Annotated in this window: 26 protein-coding genes; 13 read left to right on the forward strand and 13 right to left on the reverse strand. The window is 63.9% G+C overall.

The window, feature by feature from the left end; all coding sequences use genetic code 11:
* The first annotated feature begins 3 nt into the window (after window positions 1–3).
* Together T8K17_RS05000 and T8K17_RS05005 are read left to right on the forward strand one after the other, a co-directional pair.
* Complete coding sequence (locus T8K17_RS05000; RefSeq protein ID WP_322333407.1) at window positions 4–675, forward strand: Smr/MutS family protein; 672 nt, start codon at window positions 4–6, stop codon at window positions 673–675.
* On the forward strand, window positions 672–1,025 hold the full coding sequence (locus T8K17_RS05005) for a helix-turn-helix domain-containing protein (RefSeq protein WP_028796131.1): 354 nt from the start codon (window positions 672–674) through the stop codon (window positions 1,023–1,025). The genes T8K17_RS05000 and T8K17_RS05005 overlap by 4 nt, the downstream gene beginning before the upstream one ends.
* A gap of 860 nt (window positions 1,026–1,885) precedes the next feature.
* Here T8K17_RS05005 and hslU read toward each other — a convergent pair.
* Entirely contained in the window at window positions 1,886–3,199 is a 1,314-nt protein-coding gene (hslU, locus tag T8K17_RS05010) for an ATP-dependent protease ATPase subunit HslU (protein ID WP_322333408.1), read from the reverse strand.
* Complete coding sequence (gene hslV / locus T8K17_RS05015) at window positions 3,196–3,741, reverse strand: ATP-dependent protease subunit HslV (protein ID WP_322333409.1); 546 nt, start codon at window positions 3,739–3,741, stop codon at window positions 3,196–3,198. Before hslV ends, hslU begins: the two co-directional genes overlap by 4 nt.
* A gap of 174 nt (window positions 3,742–3,915) precedes the next feature.
* On the opposite strand from hslV, the gene hisB reads away from it, so the two are divergent.
* The 10 genes from hisB to T8K17_RS05065 all read left to right on the forward strand — a co-directional run bounded on the left by hisB (window position 3,916) and on the right by T8K17_RS05065 (window position 10,717).
* Window positions 3,916–4,515 (forward strand): imidazoleglycerol-phosphate dehydratase HisB, encoded by a 600-nt coding sequence (gene hisB, locus T8K17_RS05020; protein ID WP_093150152.1) that lies wholly within the window; start codon window positions 3,916–3,918, stop codon window positions 4,513–4,515.
* A 7-nt stretch (window positions 4,516–4,522) separates the two neighbouring features.
* On the forward strand, window positions 4,523–5,182 hold the full coding sequence (hisH, locus tag T8K17_RS05025; protein WP_322333410.1) for an imidazole glycerol phosphate synthase subunit HisH: 660 nt from the start codon (window positions 4,523–4,525) through the stop codon (window positions 5,180–5,182).
* On the forward strand, window positions 5,179–5,766 hold the full coding sequence (locus T8K17_RS05030; RefSeq protein WP_322333411.1) for an N-acetyltransferase: 588 nt from the start codon (window positions 5,179–5,181) through the stop codon (window positions 5,764–5,766). The genes hisH and T8K17_RS05030 overlap by 4 nt, the downstream gene beginning before the upstream one ends.
* Window positions 5,763–6,497 (forward strand): 1-(5-phosphoribosyl)-5-[(5-phosphoribosylamino)methylideneamino]imidazole-4-carboxamide isomerase, encoded by a 735-nt coding sequence (hisA, locus tag T8K17_RS05035; protein ID WP_322333412.1) that lies wholly within the window; start codon window positions 5,763–5,765, stop codon window positions 6,495–6,497. The genes T8K17_RS05030 and hisA overlap by 4 nt, the downstream gene beginning before the upstream one ends.
* Window positions 6,497–7,261, forward strand: a complete 765-nt coding sequence (hisF, locus tag T8K17_RS05040) for an imidazole glycerol phosphate synthase subunit HisF (protein WP_322333413.1) — start codon at window positions 6,497–6,499, stop codon at window positions 7,259–7,261. The genes hisA and hisF overlap by 1 nt, the downstream gene beginning before the upstream one ends.
* Before the next feature lie 7 nt (window positions 7,262–7,268).
* The gene (locus T8K17_RS05045; protein ID WP_322333414.1) at window positions 7,269–7,607 is read left to right on the forward strand and encodes a phosphoribosyl-ATP diphosphatase; all 339 of its coding nucleotides are present in this window, start codon (window positions 7,269–7,271) and stop codon (window positions 7,605–7,607) included.
* Window positions 7,604–7,966: a histidine triad nucleotide-binding protein gene (locus T8K17_RS05050; protein ID WP_322333415.1), complete on the forward strand. Its 363-nt coding sequence runs from the start codon at window positions 7,604–7,606 to the stop codon at window positions 7,964–7,966. Before T8K17_RS05045 ends, T8K17_RS05050 begins: the two co-directional genes overlap by 4 nt.
* A gap of 239 nt (window positions 7,967–8,205) precedes the next feature.
* Entirely contained in the window at window positions 8,206–9,471 is a 1,266-nt protein-coding gene (locus tag T8K17_RS05055) for a pentapeptide repeat-containing protein (protein ID WP_322333416.1), read from the forward strand.
* Window positions 9,472–9,533: 62 nt separating this feature from the next.
* Window positions 9,534–10,247, forward strand: a complete 714-nt coding sequence (locus T8K17_RS05060; RefSeq protein ID WP_322333417.1) for a magnesium chelatase domain-containing protein — start codon at window positions 9,534–9,536, stop codon at window positions 10,245–10,247.
* Window positions 10,248–10,279: 32 nt separating this feature from the next.
* Window positions 10,280–10,717, forward strand: coding sequence for a very short patch repair endonuclease (locus tag T8K17_RS05065; RefSeq protein ID WP_416153169.1), 438 nt, complete (start codon window positions 10,280–10,282; stop codon window positions 10,715–10,717).
* Here T8K17_RS05065 and T8K17_RS05070 read toward each other — a convergent pair.
* Window positions 10,683–11,564 carry a Cfr10I/Bse634I family restriction endonuclease gene (locus T8K17_RS05070; RefSeq protein ID WP_322333418.1) on the reverse strand — a complete coding sequence of 294 codons (882 nt, stop codon included), beginning with the start codon at window positions 11,562–11,564 and terminating at the stop codon, window positions 10,683–10,685. The genes T8K17_RS05065 and T8K17_RS05070 overlap by 35 nt on opposite strands.
* Window positions 11,565–11,698: 134 nt before the next feature.
* Window positions 11,699–11,941, reverse strand: a complete 243-nt coding sequence (locus T8K17_RS05075) for a helix-turn-helix transcriptional regulator (protein ID WP_322333419.1) — start codon at window positions 11,939–11,941, stop codon at window positions 11,699–11,701.
* 248 nt (window positions 11,942–12,189) lie between these two features.
* On the opposite strand from T8K17_RS05075, the gene T8K17_RS05080 reads away from it, so the two are divergent.
* Window positions 12,190–13,419, forward strand: coding sequence for a DNA cytosine methyltransferase (locus T8K17_RS05080; RefSeq protein ID WP_322333420.1), 1,230 nt, complete (start codon window positions 12,190–12,192; stop codon window positions 13,417–13,419).
* Between the two features lie 109 nt (window positions 13,420–13,528).
* Here T8K17_RS05080 and T8K17_RS05085 read toward each other — a convergent pair whose 3' ends face one another.
* The 9 genes from T8K17_RS05085 to T8K17_RS05125 form a co-directional block, all read right to left on the reverse strand.
* Window positions 13,529–13,840: a hypothetical protein gene (locus tag T8K17_RS05085; RefSeq protein WP_322333421.1), complete on the reverse strand. Its 312-nt coding sequence runs from the start codon at window positions 13,838–13,840 to the stop codon at window positions 13,529–13,531.
* A complete protein-coding gene (locus tag T8K17_RS05090; RefSeq protein WP_322333422.1) occupies window positions 13,840–14,103 on the reverse strand; it encodes a hypothetical protein in 264 nt (87 codons plus the stop codon). The genes T8K17_RS05085 and T8K17_RS05090 overlap by 1 nt, the downstream gene beginning before the upstream one ends.
* Window positions 14,104–14,324: 221 nt before the next feature.
* A complete protein-coding gene (locus T8K17_RS05095) occupies window positions 14,325–14,999 on the reverse strand; it encodes a hypothetical protein (protein WP_322333423.1) in 675 nt (224 codons plus the stop codon).
* Entirely contained in the window at window positions 14,996–16,096 is a 1,101-nt protein-coding gene (locus T8K17_RS05100) for a hypothetical protein (RefSeq protein ID WP_322333424.1), read from the reverse strand. The genes T8K17_RS05095 and T8K17_RS05100 overlap by 4 nt, the downstream gene beginning before the upstream one ends.
* A 9-nt stretch (window positions 16,097–16,105) precedes the next feature.
* Window positions 16,106–16,714 (reverse strand): hypothetical protein, encoded by a 609-nt coding sequence (locus T8K17_RS05105; RefSeq protein WP_322333425.1) that lies wholly within the window; start codon window positions 16,712–16,714, stop codon window positions 16,106–16,108.
* Window positions 16,711–17,199, reverse strand: a complete 489-nt coding sequence (locus tag T8K17_RS05110; protein WP_416153170.1) for a GIY-YIG nuclease family protein — start codon at window positions 17,197–17,199, stop codon at window positions 16,711–16,713. The genes T8K17_RS05105 and T8K17_RS05110 overlap by 4 nt, the downstream gene beginning before the upstream one ends.
* Window positions 17,192–17,476, reverse strand: a complete 285-nt coding sequence (locus T8K17_RS05115) for a hypothetical protein (RefSeq protein ID WP_322333427.1) — start codon at window positions 17,474–17,476, stop codon at window positions 17,192–17,194. Before T8K17_RS05115 ends, T8K17_RS05110 begins: the two co-directional genes overlap by 8 nt.
* Window positions 17,473–20,145, reverse strand: a complete 2,673-nt coding sequence (locus T8K17_RS05120) for a DNA-primase RepB domain-containing protein (protein WP_322333428.1) — start codon at window positions 20,143–20,145, stop codon at window positions 17,473–17,475. The genes T8K17_RS05115 and T8K17_RS05120 overlap by 4 nt, the downstream gene beginning before the upstream one ends.
* Window positions 20,142–20,546 carry a hypothetical protein gene (locus tag T8K17_RS05125; RefSeq protein ID WP_322333429.1) on the reverse strand — a complete coding sequence of 135 codons (405 nt, stop codon included), beginning with the start codon at window positions 20,544–20,546 and terminating at the stop codon, window positions 20,142–20,144. The genes T8K17_RS05120 and T8K17_RS05125 overlap by 4 nt, the downstream gene beginning before the upstream one ends.
* Between the last annotated feature and the right edge of the window lie 179 nt (window positions 20,547–20,725).

Consider the following 20,725-nt stretch of genomic DNA (forward strand, 5'->3'; position numbering starts at 1 on the left):
GGCGTGCGCAAACCCCGGCGACCCAGCACGGAAGAACTGGATCTGTTCGGCAAGGTCCTCAAGGACGCCACCCGGATCGAGAGCGACCGCCATGCCGAGCATGCGGTGACCCCGGAACCCCTGCCCGAACCGGTTCCCGAAAAACCCGCAACCCTGCAGAAACCTGCGGGACACAAGCGGGTGAGGGGAACACCGCCGGCGCCGCAGCCGGTGCCGGAAATCGTGCCGTCCGACCTTCAGGATCACATCCATGGCGGCGCGCCGGGGATGGACCGGCGGCTGCAGCTTCGCCTGAAGCGCGGCCAGTTGCCGATCGAGGCACGGATCGACCTGCACGGGCTCACCCGGGAGAAGGCGCATGTGGCGCTGAACGGTTTCCTCGCCCGGCAGGAAGCGCTGGGGCGGCGCTGCGTTCTGGTGATCACCGGCAAGGGGCGGCCGGACTGGCAGGCGCCGGGATACGACGTGCCTTGGGGACGGGACGCCCGCGAGATCGGCGTGATCCGCCGCGCCCTGCCCGGCTGGCTCGGCGATTATCCGAACAAGGAACGCATCCTCGCCTTCACCCCGGCCCAGCCGCAGGACGGCGGCAAGGGTGCATGGTACGTGCTGCTGCGCCGGCGCCGGGACCGGACCCGCCCCAGACCCGATTTCGACGGGATGGACGAGCTGTGACCCCGCTCGGCCGACGGCTGCGGGATCTGCGCGAGGCCCGGGGCCTGACCCTGGCGGTCATGGCCGAGGGGCTTGGAGTGTCGGCCGCCTATCTCTCCGCCGTCGAGCACGGCAAGCGGGCGCGGCCCCGATCCGGCTTTCTGGAGCTGGTGAATGCCTGCCTGAACCTGGACTGGGAAGAGGCGGAGGAACTGCGCCGCCTGTCGGAGATCTCCCGCCCCCGAGTGGTGCTGGATACCGGCGGCCTGAGTCCCAAGGCGACGGAGCTGGCGAACCTGCTGGCGGTGCGGATCCGGGAGCTGGACGACAGCCGGATCGATACCCTGCTGGCAGAGCTGCGGGATCCGTAAATTCATTTCAAGCGGAGATGGAATTAACCGGGAGTGGTTTTGAAGATACTTTGCTTTTATACAGAACTGGGCCGTCGGTATTTTCATTATCAATCCGATATGAAGCCGTTCCGCTTAGTGAATTAAGAAAATTAATTTCAACTATTTATGGCGCGCTTATATAGGTGCGGTGGACGAAGCAGAACTTATTCGCCTTCTCACAGGCGAAAGAACCGAGCCAATTTTTGTGTGCCGCATTTCGGATCGCGTCGCGATAGCGATTGGCGCAATCACGACGGCTGTTTGGTTGTCCCGATATACCATCGAAAAACAAGAATCGAAGCACTATAGCGAAACACAGCATCCATATAGAATGGCTCCCTTGACTATCGGCCAAGGATTTGTGCGCATTGAAGCACCGCACCACGCTATATTCATTTATCACTACAAAGATGGCCCACAAATAAAATCCTATAAGGCCGTAGTCAAAGCAACGAAGGATGGAGCCGAATTGTATCTGGTGTCGATACATAGAGTCGACAGAAGCGGTGTTCGCGCAGCATATAGCCGCTCAAAATCGCTTGCTACTCACGAAGCAAGTGGGCGTGAGGTGGGGCCCCCAAAGAACCCCACATAGCGCTCCGCCGGTCGCCCGGCGTGCTACGGCCTGGGGAATAGCACCGTGTCGCTCACGCCAGGAATCTTATAACAAAGATTGGGTGTAATATGGATTCTTCTTGCGTCCATTTGTGAGTCTTTAGATTCAAAATTACCCTCGTAGACGCAATAAGATTCTCTCCAATGTCGTATATATAGTAGTAGGCGGTGCTCCTAGCCCAAAATATTGGCTCTAGGCGTTCTCGATGACGTCTTGCCTACGCCTACAGGATGAACCGGCTCAGATCGGCGTTCTTGGCCAGTTCGCCGACCCGTTCCTTCACCATGGCGGCGTCCACCGTCACCGTCTGGCCGCTGCGGTCCGAGGCGGTGAAGCTCACCTCCTCCAGCAGCTTCTCCAGCACCGTGTGCAGCCGCCGCGCGCCGAGATTCTCCACCGTGCGGTTGATCTCCACCGCCATGTCGGCGAGCGCCTCGATGGCGTCGTCGGTGAAGTCGAGGGTCAGGTCCTCGGTGCCCATCAGCGCCTTGTACTGGGTCACCAGGCTGGCTTCCGGCTCGGTCAGGATGCGGCGGAAATCGTCGCGGGTGAGCGCCTTCAGCTCCACCCGGATCGGCAGGCGGCCCTGCAGCTCCGGCAGCAGGTCCGACGGTTTCGCCAGGTGGAAGGCGCCGGACGCGATGAACAGGATGAAGTCGGTCTTCACCGGCCCGTGCTTGGTGGCGACCGTGGTGCCCTCGATCAGCGGCAGCAGGTCGCGCTGCACACCCTCGCGGGACACGTCGCCGCTGCGGCCTTCCTCCGAGCGGGCAATCTTGTCGACCTCGTCCAGGAAGACGATGCCGTTCTGCTCGACCAGATCGATCGCCTCGCGGGTGACCGCCTCCTCGTCGAGCAGCTTGTCGGCCTCCTGGCGCACCAGGACCTCGTAGCTCTCCGGCACGCTCATCCGCTTGCGCTTGCTCTGGCCGCCGAAGGCCTTGCCCAGCATGTCGTTGAGGTTCATCACCCCGAGCTGGCCGCCGGGCATGCCGGGAATGTCGAAGGTCGGCATGCCGGCGGGACCGCCGGTGCTGGTCACGTCGATCTCGATCTCGCGCTCGGCGAGCTGGCCCTCGCGCAGCATCTTGCGGAACTTCTGCCGGGTCTCGGTGCTGGCGCTGTCGCCGACCAGGGCGTCGATCACCCGTTCCTCGGCCTGCAGCTCCGCCTTGGCATGGACCTCCTTGCGCATCCGCTCGCGGGTCATGGCGATGGCGGATTCCAACAGGTCGCGGATGATCGACTCCACGTCGCGGCCGACATAGCCGACCTCCGTGAACTTCGTCGCTTCCACTTTCAGGAACGGCGCGTTGGCCAGCTTGGCGAGGCGGCGGGCGATCTCGGTCTTGCCGACGCCGGTCGGGCCGATCATCAGGATGTTCTTCGGCAGGATCTCCTCGCGCAGCCCTTCGTCGAGCTGCCGGCGGCGCCAGCGGTTGCGCAGGGCGATGGCGACCGCGCGCTTGGCGTCATGCTGGCCGATGATGAACCGGTCGAGCTCGGAGACGATCTCTCTGGGGGAAAAGTCGGTCATAGGCTTTCGACGGTCACGTTGTCATTGGTGTAGATGCAGATATCGGCGGCGATCGCCATGGCGCGCCGGGCGATGGTCTCGGCATCCATGTCGTCGCGGTCGGCCAGCGCGCGGGCGGCGGCGAGCGCGAAGGACCCGCCGGAGCCGATGCCGATCAGCCCGTCCTCGGGCTCCAGCACGTCGCCGGTGCCGGTCAGCACCAGGGAGACGTCGGCATCGACCACGGCCATCATCGCCTCCAGGCGGCGCAGGTAGCGGTCGGTGCGCCAGTCCTTGGCAAGCTCGACGCAGGCGCGCGTGAGCTGGCCCGGATGCTGCTCCAGCTTGGCTTCCAGCCGCTCGAACAGGGTGAAGGCGTCGGCGGTGGCCCCGGCGAACCCGGCGATCACGTTGCCGCCGGACAGCCGCCGCACCTTGCGGGCGGTCGCCTTCATCACCGTGTTGCCGAAGGTCACCTGCCCGTCGCCGGCGACGACGACGCGATCTCCCTTCCGCACGGCCAGGATCGTCGTGCCGTGCCACTGGGTCGGATCGTCACTCATGGGGTTCTGCCTTATTCCGATGGTCAGGCGAATGTAATGTCCGGCGCGTGCGGTTCAAGCAAGTTGCCAGGGCAAGTCGGACGGGCGGTGTGCCGGGGCGCCTTAGGGGGCGCCTTGGGCTGGCACCTGGGCGGCCTTCCTGCTAAACAGCCGCCATTCTCCAGGGAGGGTGGCATGGCCCGCACGGCGCGCGTCGAGCGCAACACCAATGAGACCCGTATTTCCGCCTCCGTCGATCTGGACGGATCGGGCGCCTATGACGTGGCGACCGGCATCGGGTTCCTCGACCATATGCTGGAGCAGCTCTCCCGACATTCCCTGATCGACCTGACCGTGAAGGCCGAGGGCGATCTGCATATCGACGATCACCACACCGTGGAGGATTCCGGCTATGCGGTCGGCTCCGCCATCGCCCAGGCGCTGGGCGAGCGGCGCGGCATCACCCGCTACGGCTCGTGCCTGCTGCCGATGGACGAGGCCCTGACCCGGGTGGCGATCGACCTGTCGGGCCGCCCGTTCCTGTCCTGGGGCGTGGTGTTCCCGACCCAGAAGGTCGGCACCTTCGACACCGAACTGTTCAAGGAGTGGTTCCGCGCCTTTGCCCAGGCGTCTGGCGCCACCCTGCATGTGGACACCCTCAAAGGCGAGAACAGCCACCATATCGTGGAGACCTGTTTCAAGGGTCTCGCCCGCGCCCTGCGCGCGGCGGTGGAGATCGACCCGCGCAAGGCCGACGCCGTGCCGTCGACCAAGGGCGCGCTGCGGAGCGACTGAGGCGACCATGCAGACCATCGCGATTATCGACTACGGGTCGGGCAACCTCCGCTCGGCGGCGAAGGCTTTCGAGCGGTCGTCCCGGGAAGCCGGCATCGCCGCCGACATCAAGGTGACCGACGATCTCGCCACGATCGCAAAGGCTGACCGCATCGTCCTGCCGGGCGTGGGTGCCTTCGCCGACTGCCGACAGGGTGTGGAGCGGGTCCAGGGGCTGCGCGACACGCTGGAGACGCGGGTGATCCGCGAGGCGGTGCCGTTCCTCGGCATCTGCGTCGGCATGCAGCTCATGGCCAAGGCCGGATTCGAGCACCTGACCACCGAGGGCTTCGGCTGGATCGACGGCGAGGTGCATCGCATCGAGCCGGCGGACGAGGAGGACGGACGGCCGCGCAAGGTGCCGCATATGGGCTGGAACGTGCTCAGCGTGCAGGGCGGCCACCATCCGGTGCTGGCCGGTCTGGAGGACGGGCACCACGCCTATTTCGTCCATTCCTACGCCATGCGCCTCGACAGCGCCGACCAGCAGCTCGCCACCGTCGATTACGGCGGCCCTATCTGCGCCATGGTCGGCCGTGACAACATGGTCGGGACCCAGTTCCACCCCGAGAAGAGCCAGGCCACCGGCCTGCGTCTCATCGCCAATTTCATCGGATGGACGCCATGACCGGCGATCAGACTCAGTTTGCCCCGCAGCCGGTCACCCTGGTCGAGCACGTCACCGAACTGTCGGCCGGCGACCTCAACGACCTGTGCGACGCGGCGGAAGCGGCGATCATCGACGGCGGCGGCTTCGGCTGGCTGACCCCGCCGCCGCGCGAGACCCTGGAGGCCTATTGGCGCGGCACCCTGCTGATCCCCGACCGCGACCTGTTCGTCGGCCGGCTCGACGGGGTGATCGCGGGCTCCTCGCAGCTTCACCGGCCGCCGCGCAACAACGAGGCGCAGAGCTTCGCCTGCAACTTCACCACCTCCTTCGTCGCCCCGTGGGCGCGCGGGCACGGGCTGGCGCGCGACCTCACCCAGATCGCCGAGAACCACGCCCGCAAGCTCGCCTTCGAGGTGATGAACCTGGACGTGCGCGAGACCCAGCGGGCGGCGATCCGGCTGTACGAGGCCCTCGGCTTCCAGAAGTTCGGCGAGCATCCCTACTACGCCCGGACCCGCGACGGCTTCGTGCGCGGTCTCTACTACTTCAAGAACCTCACGGCGACCGCGCCGGAGGGGGATGCGCAAGGGGGTGCGTCGTGATCCTCTATCCGGCCATCGACCTGAAGGGCGGTCAGTGCGTCCGCCTGCTGCGCGGCGAAATGGATGCCGCGACCGTCTACAATCCGGACCCGGCCAGCCAGGCCAGGGCGTTCCAGGATGCCGGCTGCGCCTGGATCCATGTGGTCGATCTCGACGGCGCCTTCGCCGGCGAGGCGGTCAACGGCGAGGCCGTGCGCTCGATCCTCTCGGCGGTGGACGTGCCGGTGCAGCTCGGCGGCGGCATCCGCTCCCGCGCCCATATGGATACCTGGCTCGAGGCCGGGATCAGCCGGGTGATCCTCGGCACCGTGGCTCTGCGCGATCCGGAACTGGTGATCGCCGCCTGCCGCGATCACCCGGGCAAGATCGCCGTCGGCATCGACGCCCGCGGCGGCAAGGTCGCGGTGGAAGGCTGGGCCGAGACCTCCGAAATCACGGCCACGGACCTGGCGCTGAAATTCGAGGATGCCGGCGTGGCCGCCATCATCTTCACCGATATCGACCGGGACGGTGCCCTGCAGGGCCCGAACCTGGAGGCGACGGGCGCATTGGCCCGGGCGCTCTCGACCCCGGTGATCGCCTCGGGCGGCGTGTCGTCTCTCGACGACCTGCGGGCCATCGCCAAGCTGGACGGCGACGGGGTGGCCGGCGCCATCGTCGGCCGGGCGCTGTATGACGGCCGGGTGGATGTGGTCGGTGCCGTCCGCGCCCTTGCCGGGGAGGCCGCGTGATGCTCAAGGTCCGCGTCATCCCCTGCCTTGACGTGAAGGACGGCCGGGTGGTCAAGGGCGTCAACTTCGTCGACCTGATCGATGCCGGCGATCCGGTGGAGCAGGCCAAGCTCTACGACGCCGAAGGGGCGGACGAGCTCTGCTTCCTCGACATCACCGCCAGCCATGAGAACCGGGACACCATCTTCGACGTGATCGCCCGCACCGCCGAGCAGTGCTTCATGCCGCTGACCGTCGGCGGCGGGGTGCGCACGGTCGAGGACATCCGCAAGCTGCTGCTGGCCGGGGCCGACAAGGTCTCGATCAACACCGCCGCGGTGACCAATCCGGAGTTCGTGCGCCAGGCCGCCCACAAGTTCGGCAGCCAGTGCATCACCGTCGCGGTCGACGCCAAGAGCGTGGGCGACGGGCGGTTCGAGGTCTTCACCCATGGCGGCCGCAACGCCACCGGCCTGGATGCCGTTGCGTGGTCGCAACAAATGGCCGAATACGGGGCGGGCGAGATTCTGCTGACCTCCATGGACCGGGACGGCACCAAGCAGGGCTTCAACATTCCGCTGACCCGGGCGATCTCGGACGCGGTGCCGGTGCCGGTGATCGCGTCCGGCGGAGTCGGAACCCTGGATCATCTGGTCGAAGGCGTGCGCGACGGCCATGCCAGCGCGGTGCTCGCCGCCTCCATCTTCCATTTCGGCACCTACCGCATCGGCGAGGCGAAGGCGGCCATGGCCGCCGCCGGTCTCGCCATGCGCCAGGGCGACTGAGGCAGCGATGAGCGACCATATCCTCGACCGTCTCGCCGCGACGATCGCCTCGCGCCGGGGCGGCGACCCGGAGAGCAGCTACACCGCCAAGCTGCTGGCCAAGGGGCCGGTGAAATCGGCCCAGAAGGTCGGCGAGGAAGCGGTCGAGGTGGCGATCGAGGCCGCCCGCGGTGATGCCGAGGCCCTGGCCTCGGAGAGTGCGGACCTGCTGTATCACCTGCTGGTGCTATGGACGGCGGCCGGGGTGACCCCGGACCAGGTCTGGGCCAAGCTCGAGGCGCGGGAAGGGACCTCCGGCCTGGCCGAGAAGGCGGCCCGCGGTCAGACGAAGGGAGACGGTGCATGAGCTACGATCCGAACAATATCTTCGCCAAGATCCTGCGCGGCGAGATCCCGAACGATACGGTCTACGAGGACGAGCACGTCCTGGCGTTCCGGGACATCCAGCCGCAGACGCCGACCCACGTCCTGGTCATCCCCAAGGGCGCCTATGTCTCCTTCGCCGATTTCTCCGAGAAGGCCAGCGACGCGGAAATTGCCGCTTTCGTACGCGCCACCGGCAAGATCGCGCGGGATCTGGGCGTCGTGGAGGACGGCTACCGCATCCTGTCCAACCACGGCCGGGACGCGAACCAGGAGGTGCCCCACTTCCATGTGCACCTGTTCGCCGGCCAGAATCTCGGGCGGATCATCAAGCCGGTTTGAGACCGGCCGCCGGGCGCCGATGGCGGCACCGCATATGGGGGTTCGCCGTCGCCGAGGCTGACCATCTTGTGACCAGCCTCCCCTGCTCAGCTTAACAAATTGAAAACTTTGACAGATTTAGCCTGAACCGGCATAATCCCTCGAGCGTGGGGATTATTCTGCGTTATCGCAAAGACAAGAATCAATCAGACGTAGGTGTCGTTGAGGGCGGGATCGCGTCGCTCTCAGGGCGAGGGTGCATGCAGCGGGCGAACGATCTCGATTGGGATGTCGCGGAATCGATCCGCAAGCACGGGCTGTTCCTGAAGCACAATTCGGGCGGCGTGCAGGCCGATTTCCGCCATAAGACCCTGCGCGGCGCCATGCTCGCCGGCAGCGACCTGCGCCAGGGGCTGTTCCACGGCACCGACCTGCGTGGGGCGAGCTTCGCCGGCTCCAATCTCACCGCCACCCAGTTCTCCACCGCCAAGCTTGAACAGTGCGATTTCGCCGGGGCCAAGCTGGTGAAGGCCGATCTGCGCGGCGCCAACCTGAAGGGCGCCAAGCTGATGACGGCGGACCTGACGGACGCCGACCTGCGCCCGGCCCGCATCCAGGACATGAACCGCAGCATCGAGCAGAACGCCAACCTGACCCGGGCGGACCTGTCCGACGCCACGGTCGTGCGCACCGACCTGACCGGCGCCAACATGTCCGGCGTGACCGCCGTCAACACCGCGTTCGAGAGCGCGGTGATGCGCAACGTGAACCTGAACAAGGCGGACCTGTCGAAGAGTTCGTTCCAGGGCACCGACCTGCGCGGCTCCAACCTGCGCGGCGTCAACTTCGCCGATTCCGTGCTCACCGATACCGACCTCACCGGTTCGGACCTGCGGTCCTGCAACCTGGACGGCGCCGATCTGGGTGGCGCCAACCTGACCGACTGCAAGATCGCCACCGGCCTGGAGACCATGGCGCCGGACGTGCAGCACAAGGTGGTGCAGCATTTCCTGTGGATCAGCTCCGGCGGCAAGAAGGGCGAGCGCGGCGTGTTCCGGAGCATGGACCTGGCCGGCGTCGATTTCTCCGGCGCCGACCTGTCGGCCGCCGATTTCGAGGGCGCCAACCTGGCCGGCGCCAACATGAAGCAATGCTCCTTCCGCTTCGCCCAGATGGCCGGGGCGAAGCTGCCGCGGGCCGACCTGACCGGCGCCGACCTGCGGGGCGTGGGGCTGAAGGGCGCGGTGCTGGACGGGGCCACCCTGTCCCATGCCCGGCTGACGCCGATGCAGATCCTGAAGCCGGCGACGCTGGAACTGATGCGCGAATGGCCGGCCGATCTGTCGGGCGCCTCCCTGGCCGGCGCGGTGGCCCACAAGGCCGATTTCACCCATGCCGTCCTCGCCGGCACGGTGTTCCATCACGCCGACCTGGCCGGCTCCCGCTTCGATCGGGGGGCGTACAAGGTCGCCGATATGGAAGGTGCCGTCGGCCTCTCCCGCCCGACGCTGAGCGCCGCCGAATAGCCGACGGCCTCTGCCGGCGACCGGAAACACCGCCGGCTCTCCCATAGCCCTCCGGGGCGCACATGACGGTGCGCCGATGCGAGGGAGGTCTGCCCATGGGGGCGCGGGTGACGACGGTGGCGTTCCGCGGCATCGAGACGGTGGAGGTCGACGTCCAGGTCCATGTGGGCGGCGGCGGCTGGCCGGGGGTCTGCCTGGTCGGCCTGGCCGACAAGGCGGTGACCGAAAGCCGCGAGCGGGTGGTCGCGGCCCTCTCGGCCCTGGGCCTCGCCCTGCCCTACAAGCGCATCACCGTGAACCTGGCGCCGGCCGATCTGCCCAAGGAAGGCGGGCATTTCGACCTGCCCGTCGCGCTCGGCATCCTGGTGGCGATGGGAGCCCTGTCGGTGGAGGATGTGGGCGACCGCATCGTGCTGGGGGAGCTGGCGCTGGACGGCCGCATCTCGCCGGTGGCGGGCGTCCTGCCGGCGGCGGTGGCGGCCGCGGCGGGCGGGCGGCGTGGGGTGATCTGCCCGCGCGCCTGCGGCCCCGAGGCGCGGTGGGCCGACGGAATCGAGGTGATCGCCGCCCCCGACCTGCTCTCCCTGCTGAACCATCTGCGCGGCGTGCAGGTGCTGCCCGAGGCGGCCGAAGGCGTGGTCGAGGCTGAGCCGCACTATCCCGACCTGAAGGACGTCAAGGGCCAGGAGACGGCCAAGCGTGCCCTGGAAGTGGTGGCGGCGGGCAATCACAACCTGCTAATGATATGGTCAATTACTGAACTGACTAATCACTAGGTCGTCCACGAGTTCCTTGATATGGCTGAGGTATGGTGGACAAGCTCACTCCGCAGCGGCGGTCGCGCAACATGCAAGCGATCCGGCAGAAGAACACCAAACCGGAGATGGCTGTTCGTCGTCTCCTGCATGCTCTCGGATACCGCTATCGTGTGCACCGCACCGATCTACCCGGGCGACCTGACATTGTCTTCACCGCACGGAAGAAGATCGTGCAGGTTCACGGATGCTTCTGGCATGGACACGATTGCCTAGATCGGATGCCAAAGTCGCGGGAGGAGTACTGGCTGTCGAAGATCCAAGGGAACCGAGAACGGGACGAAAGGAACCGAGCCACCCTTGAGGCGATGGGGTGGGAGGTGCTGGTCGTATGGGAATGCGAGATCAAGAACACCACTGTACTTGCCAGTACGCTGACTGGCTTTCTAGGACCAGCTAGAGTGGGAACAGTGGAAGGTCGTCCAGGATGACCTGTGCCGTGTCCGTCGGCTGAAGCGCCTGATACACCTTGTCGACAGCCCTCCTCGGTTCGGCTCCGGTCAACAGCGACACCAGTCCCGCCGCCTTGTATCGCTCAATGACATTCGCGCCGTCAAAGGTCTCCATATGCACGTGGAATCGGAACGCCGCGCCTCGCAGTACGACTCCGATTAGGAACTTAAGGACGTTGGCTTCGAACAGAGGTTGATAAAGCCTGTCACTTCTCGTCGACGTCTTCACCGCGATAGCAAACAGGAATGATCTGCCTTCGAGTTTACCTATGATCCGTTCGTGCGCCGACTCCAAGAGTCCACGATTCTCATTTCGAAGATTAGGCAATGACTGAAGGAATATCCCACAATCCTCGGGTAGTGGATGCGGGAGCCTGACTCCGACAATGTCGGGAGACGAAAGTCCAAGTTGAAGATCCCGCGCGTGAAGAGCACCCTGAAAGGCCTCGATATCTCGCCGAACTTCTTCCTTGAACAACCGTGTCGTATCGAAGTTTCTCGGAAGCTTCACCACCGCTACTTTGCGCGCTGGAGTAGGTACAGCGTTCGGAGGACAGTTGAACACGGTCGAGTCCCACGCCCCTCCGTCCATGAAGCGGTTCCACGCCGCTACAGCATTCCACATCGCCGCGGCCGAAAGGATTTCGAAAACGTCGCCATCCACCTTACCAAGTTGCTGCTTGGTCAGATGGAAGTCGGCGCCAAAGTTGATTCGCCCGGCTTCCGAAACGTTCTCTGTCGCCTGACTTCGGTAGGCTCGAAATGTCCGACCGGGGTCCGGGTCGGTGTCTGTACCTGGTGTGAACGCCTCGAAGGCGCAATCCATTAGCCGGTGCTGGGAAATCCGAAAATCTGTTCCGCGACCGTGGATCCGATCAATCCGATGGTCAGTGAGGCAACCCGTACCTGCCGCATGGCACGCCCGGCAGACGGCTTCCTGATCATCGAACTCGAATGGCATTACGGCTTGCCCTTAGAGTTAAGCGCGATCTCTCGGGCCGTCGCGAAGATCACGTCCAGATCCGAGCCCAGCGCGTCTGCGACACGCTGGAGCACATCCAGGGTCGGATTGCGGGTACCGCGCTCAATCCCGCTGACATAGGTGCGGTCCATCTCGGCCCGGTCTGCTAGCTCTTCCTGTGAAAGTCGGAGAAGCTTCCGGTGAGTCCGAACTGCCGCGCCAAAATGTTTCGCCAGGTCCACGCCTACATCGCCAGTTGTATCGGCTTGAAACCGCTACGCCTGATTGCGGTAGTTCACCACGGACGATGAGTCACATTCTGGGATCGGCCCATGAGACGAGTGTCGCCGACCACCGCCGTACGTCGATATCCTGTGGATTAGCACCGCAACCAGTTGTGCTTCCCAATTGGACTGCGTATCCTGCGGACACCTGTCTGCCAAAGACTCATGAGTCTCGCAGATCCGCCGGTGTATAAGGAGGGGACCGGGTGTCGAACCTTACGGCTGTATCGCTGTTCTCAGGGTGCGGTGGCTTCTGCGAGGGCGTCGAACTCGCTGGATTTGACCTCCAGTGTGGTGTCGAACTCGACCGCTTTGCGGCGGAGACCTACCGCCATAACTTTCCACGGACTCGCCTGTTCGAAGGTGACGTATCCGAGTTCCTCGTCGGAAGCGGAGAAGAACATCGTGCAAAGTATGGGCTGACAAGTGTCGACTTGGTGTTTGGTGGACCACCCTGCCAAGGGTACTCACAAATCGGCACACGCAACGTAGAGGACGAGCGCAACCTCCTGTACAAACAATACGCTCGCATTGTTGATACGCTAAAGCCACGAATGTTCCTTATGGAGAATGTGCCTAATCTTCTTCTTATGCAGAAGGGACATTTTCGCGACCTAATCATTAAGCACTTTGCATCACTGGGTTACGGCAACACTACATTTCTGAAGGTTTCCTCTGCTGATTTTGGTGTACCTCAAACTCGTGAGCGCGTGTTTTTCTTTGGCACACGAGACGACCTTGAGTTTTCCCTGGACCTTCGCGGCTTTGCTGAAAATGTATTCTCACAGCTTCAGGTGAAACGGCCTTACACTGTGTGGGAGGCGATAAGCGACCTTCCATCTGACGTTGTTGCCAGCGGAGAGGTTCTTCCGTACCCATCTTGCAAGGAACCCTCCCGGTTCCAACGAATGATGCGACTGGACTACTCAGCGGGTCCATATACCAAGGTGTTGAAACGGCGGCGCGGAATTGGCGGTGGATCACTTGCGCTGCACAATCACCATACGAAGGAGATCCAAGAGCGCCGAGCGCACCTAATCTCTTTCCTGAAACCCGGGGCGAAGGCAGACAGCCTGCCGAAGGAAATCTGGAATGGAAAACGGCCCGAGAAGTGGCGCCGCCTCGATCCAACTGCCCCTAGCTATACGATCCTAGCCCAGATGCATCGTGACCTGAGCGAGTGGGTCCACCCGCATCTGAACCGCTGGATCACAGTTCGCGAGGCTGCGCGCCTTCAATCGTTCCACGACGGCTTCGTTTTCGTCGGCAGCGAGTGGCAACAACTCAAGCAGATTGGGAACGCTGTCCCTCCTCTTCTCGGGTACGCAGTTGCTCGTATGGCGCAACAGGTTCTAGCGGCGATCGAAGGCGACCTTCGTAGCGGACTTCCGCCCGTCCAAGCCGTGCTGCCGGGAATAGCGGTTGCAGCCGAGTAAGTTAGCCCCGCCGAGTGACCCTACCTGAGGTTCTCTTGGACTGAGGCCGGAGAAGGGAATCCTCAAGACCCAGAGCGCAGACCGTTGGCTCTGGATCTTGAGGTTAGGTTTATGCGGACGGCTTCCGCCACGCGATGCCGGGGCGTTCGTCGACTTCGTCAACCTCAATCCGCTGCCAATCTCCGACCACCCGGCCACCGTCGGCCCAGCGGAGCCCTGCCACCGCGCCGGGAGTGCCGGTCTGACCGTCAGGCAATATCCAGTCGAGAAACGCTTCCGGGTCATCGCCGCCGTTCGCTCGGTACTCCGCGGCGGCCCGGCGGACTGCGCAACCGACCGGCGCAGCCGTGACGTCGAAGCGCTGCCCATCCGGATCGACCCAGATCACGCGGGGCGGGTAGCTAAGAACCACTGCTGACATCACATGACCCCCGCCACCTGCAACGCCCGCAACTTCACGAGCGCCCGCGCGGTCCGTTCAAGCGGATCGTCCGCCGGTTCGGTCGGCTCGCGGCGGAGGTACTGCAGCGCCTCGGCCGCAGAATTGAAAATAGTTGGCAAGCCCATCTCCGCCAAGCGTCGGGCGGCGTTGTTAATAGTATTTGTCCGCATCGTTCTGGTTCCCGTGTTGTAGGTGACATTGAGTGAAAATAAATATGACGCCAGACAGGGAGTGTGCTTCAACAATAATTATGCTTGTCAACAAAAATACTTTTCCTCTGTGATTTTCTATTGTTTCCAAGGATTGTTCGGCGCGAATTTTTTACGAGAGCACTGCAGAAGAATTTCTGGCGACTGAATCCTTGAGCGATATCCTTGACGGCTGAGAAATCCTTAGCGGCGGATTTCACCCTCTTTTTCCCCTCCCCCTGAGGGGGGAGGAGTGTGCCCACGGTTCCCCAGCGTCAGTCGTCGTCGGGGAAGACGAACGGCCGCAGCGGTGTGGTGCCGTCCTCGTCGCATACCCAAGAAACGGAAGCCGGGGCCGCCTCCCGCTTCCAGACGGGCGCCGGTGGCTCGGATCGATGCAACATCCTGAGCCAAGTCTCGATCACCTCCTCACTCGGCGATACACCTTGGCGCCCCTCGAACTCCGGCGCGGCAGTCGGCCCCAAGCATCTCCACGCGGAATAGGCCTCGGCCTCCGCCTCGCCCGGCTTCGCCTCCCACGCGCCTTCGCGCCCGATGACAGCCCACGCTTGCCGGATCTGGCCGCCGTGCCGCGCTAGAGCTAGCCGGTCGGCGTTCGGGAGCTTGTTCGCAAGCAGGTGATGGACCTCGTGATGAAAGGTCGACATGACCGGCCGGTCACCGGAAGCGCCGATATAGATATTCCGACCATCGCATAGGCCGCCGCGCCCCGTGATCTGCGGTGCGATCACGATCTTCGCTGTCGGCCTGAGCCGCTGGATCTCAGCCGCCGCCTCGGCTAGCGCTTCGCGGTCGTCGAAATCGGACCACAGCGGCCATTCGCTCGGTATGCCAGCGATGATGCGGCCCGCGATCAGCGAAGGGGTGCCGTCAGCGATCTTGTGCTCGATCCAGCGGTCGCCAGACCATCGAAGGTAGGTATCGATCATGGCGCCACCCTTTCGTTCTCGTTCTCGGGTTCCGGTGTCGGCTCCAGCGTCGGAGCCGGGGCTTCCTCTGCCGCCGCGAGTTCCTGTCCGCGCTGCTTCCAGACCCTCTCGGCGCAGTATCCGGCGGCCCCCGGCCCTGTACTGATCCAGCCGATTTTATTATTTAGTGCGCGTTCTTCTTTATGGGCGGTCTTGGCCTCAGCCATCTTCGCCTTGGCGTCGTCCGTCTTGATCGTGGCCTGTGCCGCCAGCGCGTCAGCCTCGTCAGGTCGCTCCTCCTTAACGGCCGTGACGTACTCTTTCTTCAACGCCGCTGCCTGGCGCCGCAGTCCCTCGGCCTCGTCTTCCAGCTTCTTGGCGGAAGCGCCGACGCAGAAAATCTGGCCGTTGATCTGGCCGCGCACCTTCTCGACCTCGCGCCGGATCTCGTTCCAGTGCGACCGGTCGTCGCCCAGCGAGCGCAGGTATTCCGCAACGTCGGGATCGCGGTCCTCAATGATGGCCCATGGCGACCGGCCGCCGATCTGAGAGCGAGGAACCCCGGCGCCCTTGATAACGGACCATAGGGCCTTGGGGTATTCAGGGCCTCCCCAGTGCCGCGCGAAGGCGTCGGCCCGGCGCTCCTGATCCTTGTACAGCCAGTCCATCCCCTCCTCGTCGGTCACCAGCTGCTCAACGGGGATCGCCGCTGCGCCGCGCAAGGTGAACGCGGGCAGGGGGTCGGGGGACGGAGCGGCTGACCGCCACTGAATGACCTGCTGGCAGACGACCCACAGGGCAACAATCGGGAAAAGCATTTCCGGAGAGGTAAGTAAATCGGTCATGATATTCTCCTTGCGCTTCGATTTTAGCTTCCGGCTAATAATTTTGGCGCTCCGCTTGTGGTTTTCCAATTGCAGTAGAAACCGCTTATATTCATTTTGCTCGATCAATTCGGCAATGAAGATTTCACGCGCCCGTCTGTCATCAAGATATTTCTGAAACCAGAAAATTTCAGAAAGCAAGGTCGCGAGTTCGTTCACTGTCGGCCAGCGCTCAACACTTGATCCAAACCATTGCATCAATCCGCGTGCTGACAGATTAAGTAATGAATGCACAATATCCTCCTAAGCTGCCGCTAGCTGTGCAGCGAATGCACCACAATATATCTCTTCAAAAACTTCTTCCGCTGTTCCTCTTATTATATTTCTCCGCCCCTCTTCGATGGAAAGAGCGAAATACTCAAAAGCCCTAGCCCGTCTTTCCATTATTTCCTGATAGTATCCGCCAGGATAGTCACGACCACGTATTACGTCGCGGGCAACCATTTTCCTTTGCTCCTTGGAAAGCAACAGATCAATGATATGAAATAACTCATGGTAGGCAGTAGCAAGAACATCGGGCATAGACTGACTAAGTCTAATGTAAATTACAGGATCTTTATATGATGCAGCGCCATTAATCCGGCCATATCGCTTTTTATTCATTAGCTCATAGTCATCCGCGTTGTCGGTTTTCGGATTGCTCCAAAGCTGCGGCCCAAGGTACGCCGTCACCCACGGGGCCACTCTTTCGATGATGTCGCGGACGGCTTCCACGGCCTCGCGTTCGTGCAGGCGCGCCCGTCCAGCGGAGAACTCTAGATCCGTGTGCGGCAGCTTGCTCCGGATGGTTCCGAGGCCAACCCGGCAATCCCGGATGCACCAGACGCGATCAGTGGTTGGCAGGCCAGTCATGATGCACCGCCCGCGAACGCCACCATGTCCGCGATGCTGCCGACATCACCGAAGTCCCGGCCCTGCTTCTGACCGGCCCTAGATGACGCCAGGCGCTGCGCTGGGGCCACCGGAGCATGCCAGCCGTCCGGAAGGGTGATCGCCAATGCCAGCGGCTCCTTGGGCGGTTTCCGGCCCGCCACGGCCGCGTCGATCGCCGCCTTGGCTTCGTCCAAGGTGCAGTAGAAAAACTCCCGATTAGGCGACGGCCGCCGGTCGCCTAAGAGGGCGTGAACGATGCCCTCTAACTTCTCAGCGTTGCCCTCGACAGCCTGCTTATGGAGAAGGACGTAAGCGCAGGGAACGCCCGTCGCGTCGGCGATCTCAATGGCCCGGACACGCGGATCTCTGTTGGTGTATCCGACCTTGAGAAGGCCGGGCATGGCAGGCGACGCTAGAACGTACAGCCATCCCGGAATCCGGCTCTTAGGAGGGCGCTTAGACATAGCCCACCCCCTCGCCCTCGGCGACGATCTCGGCCAAGTCGGCGTTGACTACCTCGATCTCGGCCAATAGGTCGGCCAGCACGTCCTCGGCGGCGCGGCCTGCCTCTCGCCATCCGCACCCACAGCAGACGGCGACGGTGCGGATGCTCGGTGCGTCCTCAGTTTCGTAATCCAGTTCTCGGCCGCAGGCAGGACAAGGCTCTGCCAGCAGGTCAGTCAAAACGTCCGCAACCTTGTGGTCGCAATCCGGAACGTAGTCGGTGAACGCCTCGGTCATCGCCGCACCTCCCGTCCGGGAGCCGGTCGAGGCCGTGGGCGGTACGCTACCGCCTGCGCTGCGCGGGCCTGCTGCTGCCGCTCGTACTCACGTTCGGCGGCCTCGATCGTGCGGCGGATGTACTCTTCGATATTCCTCTTCCTCTTCGCAATGTCGGGCGAGTTGCGGAGCGCGGCGGCGATCTGGTCGGGGTGATAGTGCTCGAGGAGACGGACGGCGGCCCCGAAGTCGCGGCGGCTCTCGTCAGGGCTGCCATCCGGTTTCGTCGTCGCGATGCGCTGCCGGATCTCGAGGAACGACGAAACGGCGTCCTTCAAACCATCCGGCCGCCGAAATTGCGCTTGGTCGCGCTGTAGCTGGCGGGCGCGGGCGGCAACGCGTTCTTCCTGCTGCTGCCGCTCGAACATGGCGGCCCGAATCCAAGTCAGGAACTCGGCGCCCTTGGTCGCCGTGACGCCATCGGCAGAATGGAGGCGGCAGAAGGGAGGCAGGCCCGACGACTGCAACCGCGACGGCTTCCGGTTGGTGAAGCCGGACAATCTCGAATAATGCCGCCAATCCGCCGCGCCGGGGTCGCCGCCGTAGCGCTTCGCTAGCTGTCTCGCTACCTCGGTTGCCTCGTCGCGGCCGATGGGTTCCGTGCCGATCCGAACCCATGCTTGGAAGTTGCGGGGCGACGACTCGACAACGAGGGCGGGCTCGTAGCCATCGGTGCGCATCCGACCGAGGGCCTCGGCCGTGATATCGTCGATGAAGATCAGCGGATGGCACCGGTCATCATCGAGCGGCGCCGGACGGATGTAGATGTCGTATCCCGCCTGATTCTGCCGCCGGAGCCAGCCCAGGGATTTGACGGCAGTCTCGGCATCGAAGGTTCGCGTCCGGTGCGGCTTCATTTCCTTGGGCGCGCCGCGATACGGAATGACGCCGACTTCGAACCGGCCGACGCCAAGAGCGGCAAGCTGCTGGCGAACGGCGGCCTCGGTCTTCCCGCCCGGCGGCAATGCGGCGATGTCGCGGAGCTCCTGTACGCTCGGACCGGGCGTCAGCTTGGCCTCGGCGAGCTTCGCCTTCTCGGCCGCAACGATATCGGCCAACTCCGGGTTGGATACGTCCAGCCCGGCGGCGATGGCGGCGACGGCGGCGGCCTTTTTGAACTCGTCGGAGCCGGTAAACTCGACGCTCGTCCAGCCCTTCGCCTTGGCCTCAGCGATCATGATGTCGATTGCGGCTGGTGTAGAGCGAGAGGTCGTAATCCGGTTGCCGAGGTCGCGGACGACGGAGCCGTCGTGGAGATAAACGGCGGCAGCCTGCCGGTCGACGAACCGTAGGTGAGCCTTCAGCCGCTCGTCGAGGTCGGCGCCGTAGGCCGTCCGCCAGATGGCGCCCTTGATGTCGGCGGCGGCCTTCGCGGGGCGGATCTCGGCTACAGCAGTCCCGCCCGCCACGCTAACGCCGTCACCGCCAGAATCGCCATCGCCCCTGATGTTATTGCCGGTGGCCACGGACTCGGGGGCGGCGGTGGCGGTTCCGCTGTTATCTCCTCCAGGCGCGCCGCCACCGCTTCCAGCCGGTGAAGCCGGGATTGCAGAGCTTTCGCCGCCGCCGTGGCTTGCTCCGTGGAGTTCCTTACTTCTTTCAAGGCCGCCTGGTGCCCCCTCTTGGCCTGCTGAACGACCTGACGGAGCGTTTCCCCCGTCTCCTCTGTCAGCTTGGCCAGCGCTTCCGCGAGTGGCATCAAGGCCCCGGCCAAGCTCTCCGGCGCGTCGGCCAACGCCTCCGTCTGCTCCTGCACTTCCCGGTGCAGTGCTGTCAGAGTGGTCATCCGTTCTTTCAAGCTGTCCATCCGCTGCTCGTTGGCGTGCCGCTGTGAGCGCCGGTAGGTCTCTGTCCTGCTCATAGTCCAACCCCTTCTTGACGAGGTTCCTGAGCGTGTAGCCCCGGCCCAACGCCTTAGCTGTGAGCACCGTGCCGTCAAGGGAGTAGGCGAAACCGCTGAGCTTGCCCGTCGATGCGAGATTCGGCCGAACCTCAATGCCCGCCGCCTCCAAGGTCGAGATAAACTCGGTGACGGTCACGGACCGGCTGAGAGTGGCGTCGATGATGTCGGCGACCTGTTCGCTCGGAACCGCGATGCCCTTCTCGGACAAAGCGATCCTCGCCATCGTTGGCGCCTTCCTATGCCCTTCGGTGCGCTCGGGTTCCAGAAGGTGTGAGGCCTCGACGCGGATCAGCCCGAACCGCACTTCAAGCTGCCGAACAAGCGCCTCCGACCGGCGAAAATCGTGGGTGTCCGACACGACGGAGCCATCCAGCCTGATCCGGCTGGCGGCGACGTGCACGTGATCGTCGCCGTGGCCGACGACGACGAATGCCTCAAAGCCCATCCCGTCGGCCCACTGAGAAGCAAGGTCCGACCACTCGGCGTCTGTGAGGCGCGGGTCGTCGGGGTGAAGGCGAAGACTCTGGTGGGCGACGTGCTGACCAAGTCCGGGCCGGAGCCGGTGAAGCTGACCGAACTCGGCGGCCAGCGAGCGAGTGTCGCGGCCAGTGAGAGTGCCGCCGATGATCTCGACGCGCGGGCGATCGTCGCCGTTGTGGTCGCGGTCTGCGAGCAGATAGTTAATGAGGCCGCGCGAGCCGCTGCCTTTGATGAGCTTCCCGATCATCCAGAATCCTCCTCGGCAGGAAGGCCGATCAGACCGCGACGGAGGGCCTGAACCTCTTCTCGCATGCGAATGAGAAGAGGTTCGATCTCGGCCGCGTCGAGGACGGCACCTCCGTTGACTGCGCGGGCAAGCTGGTTGAGATTGCCAGCCGATCGCGCCAACGCCTGCCAGGCCGCACCATTCACCGCAGGCACGACGACGCGCCGACGCCCTCGACGCCTGAGCGCCGCATCACGGATCACCTCGGAAAGCGGGATGCCGTCCGTTGCATCGGCCACGAGGGCAAGCTCAGACGCCGAGAACCGCACCGTTACGCGTGCCTCCCGAGGGGCAAGCGAACGAGGACGGCCGCCAAGATGGCAGCGTCGGGGGGCGGCGGTGGCGATGGCGTCCTGCGGCACGTACAGCGTCTCCAAGGGGTCGAGGGGCAAAGCCCCCGCAAGCCTGAACGCGACCGAAGGGAGTGGTCAGGAGTTCCTGTCGGCAGACAAGAACATAGCTTGCTCCTCACCAATATCCGGGATCGTCATGCAATAAAGCAAGGAAGTCGAAGTAACCTAACAGTCGGTAATAGAATTGA

The organism is Thalassobaculum sp. OXR-137, assembly GCF_034377285.1.
GTDB lineage: Bacteria > Pseudomonadota > Alphaproteobacteria > Thalassobaculales > Thalassobaculaceae > Thalassobaculum.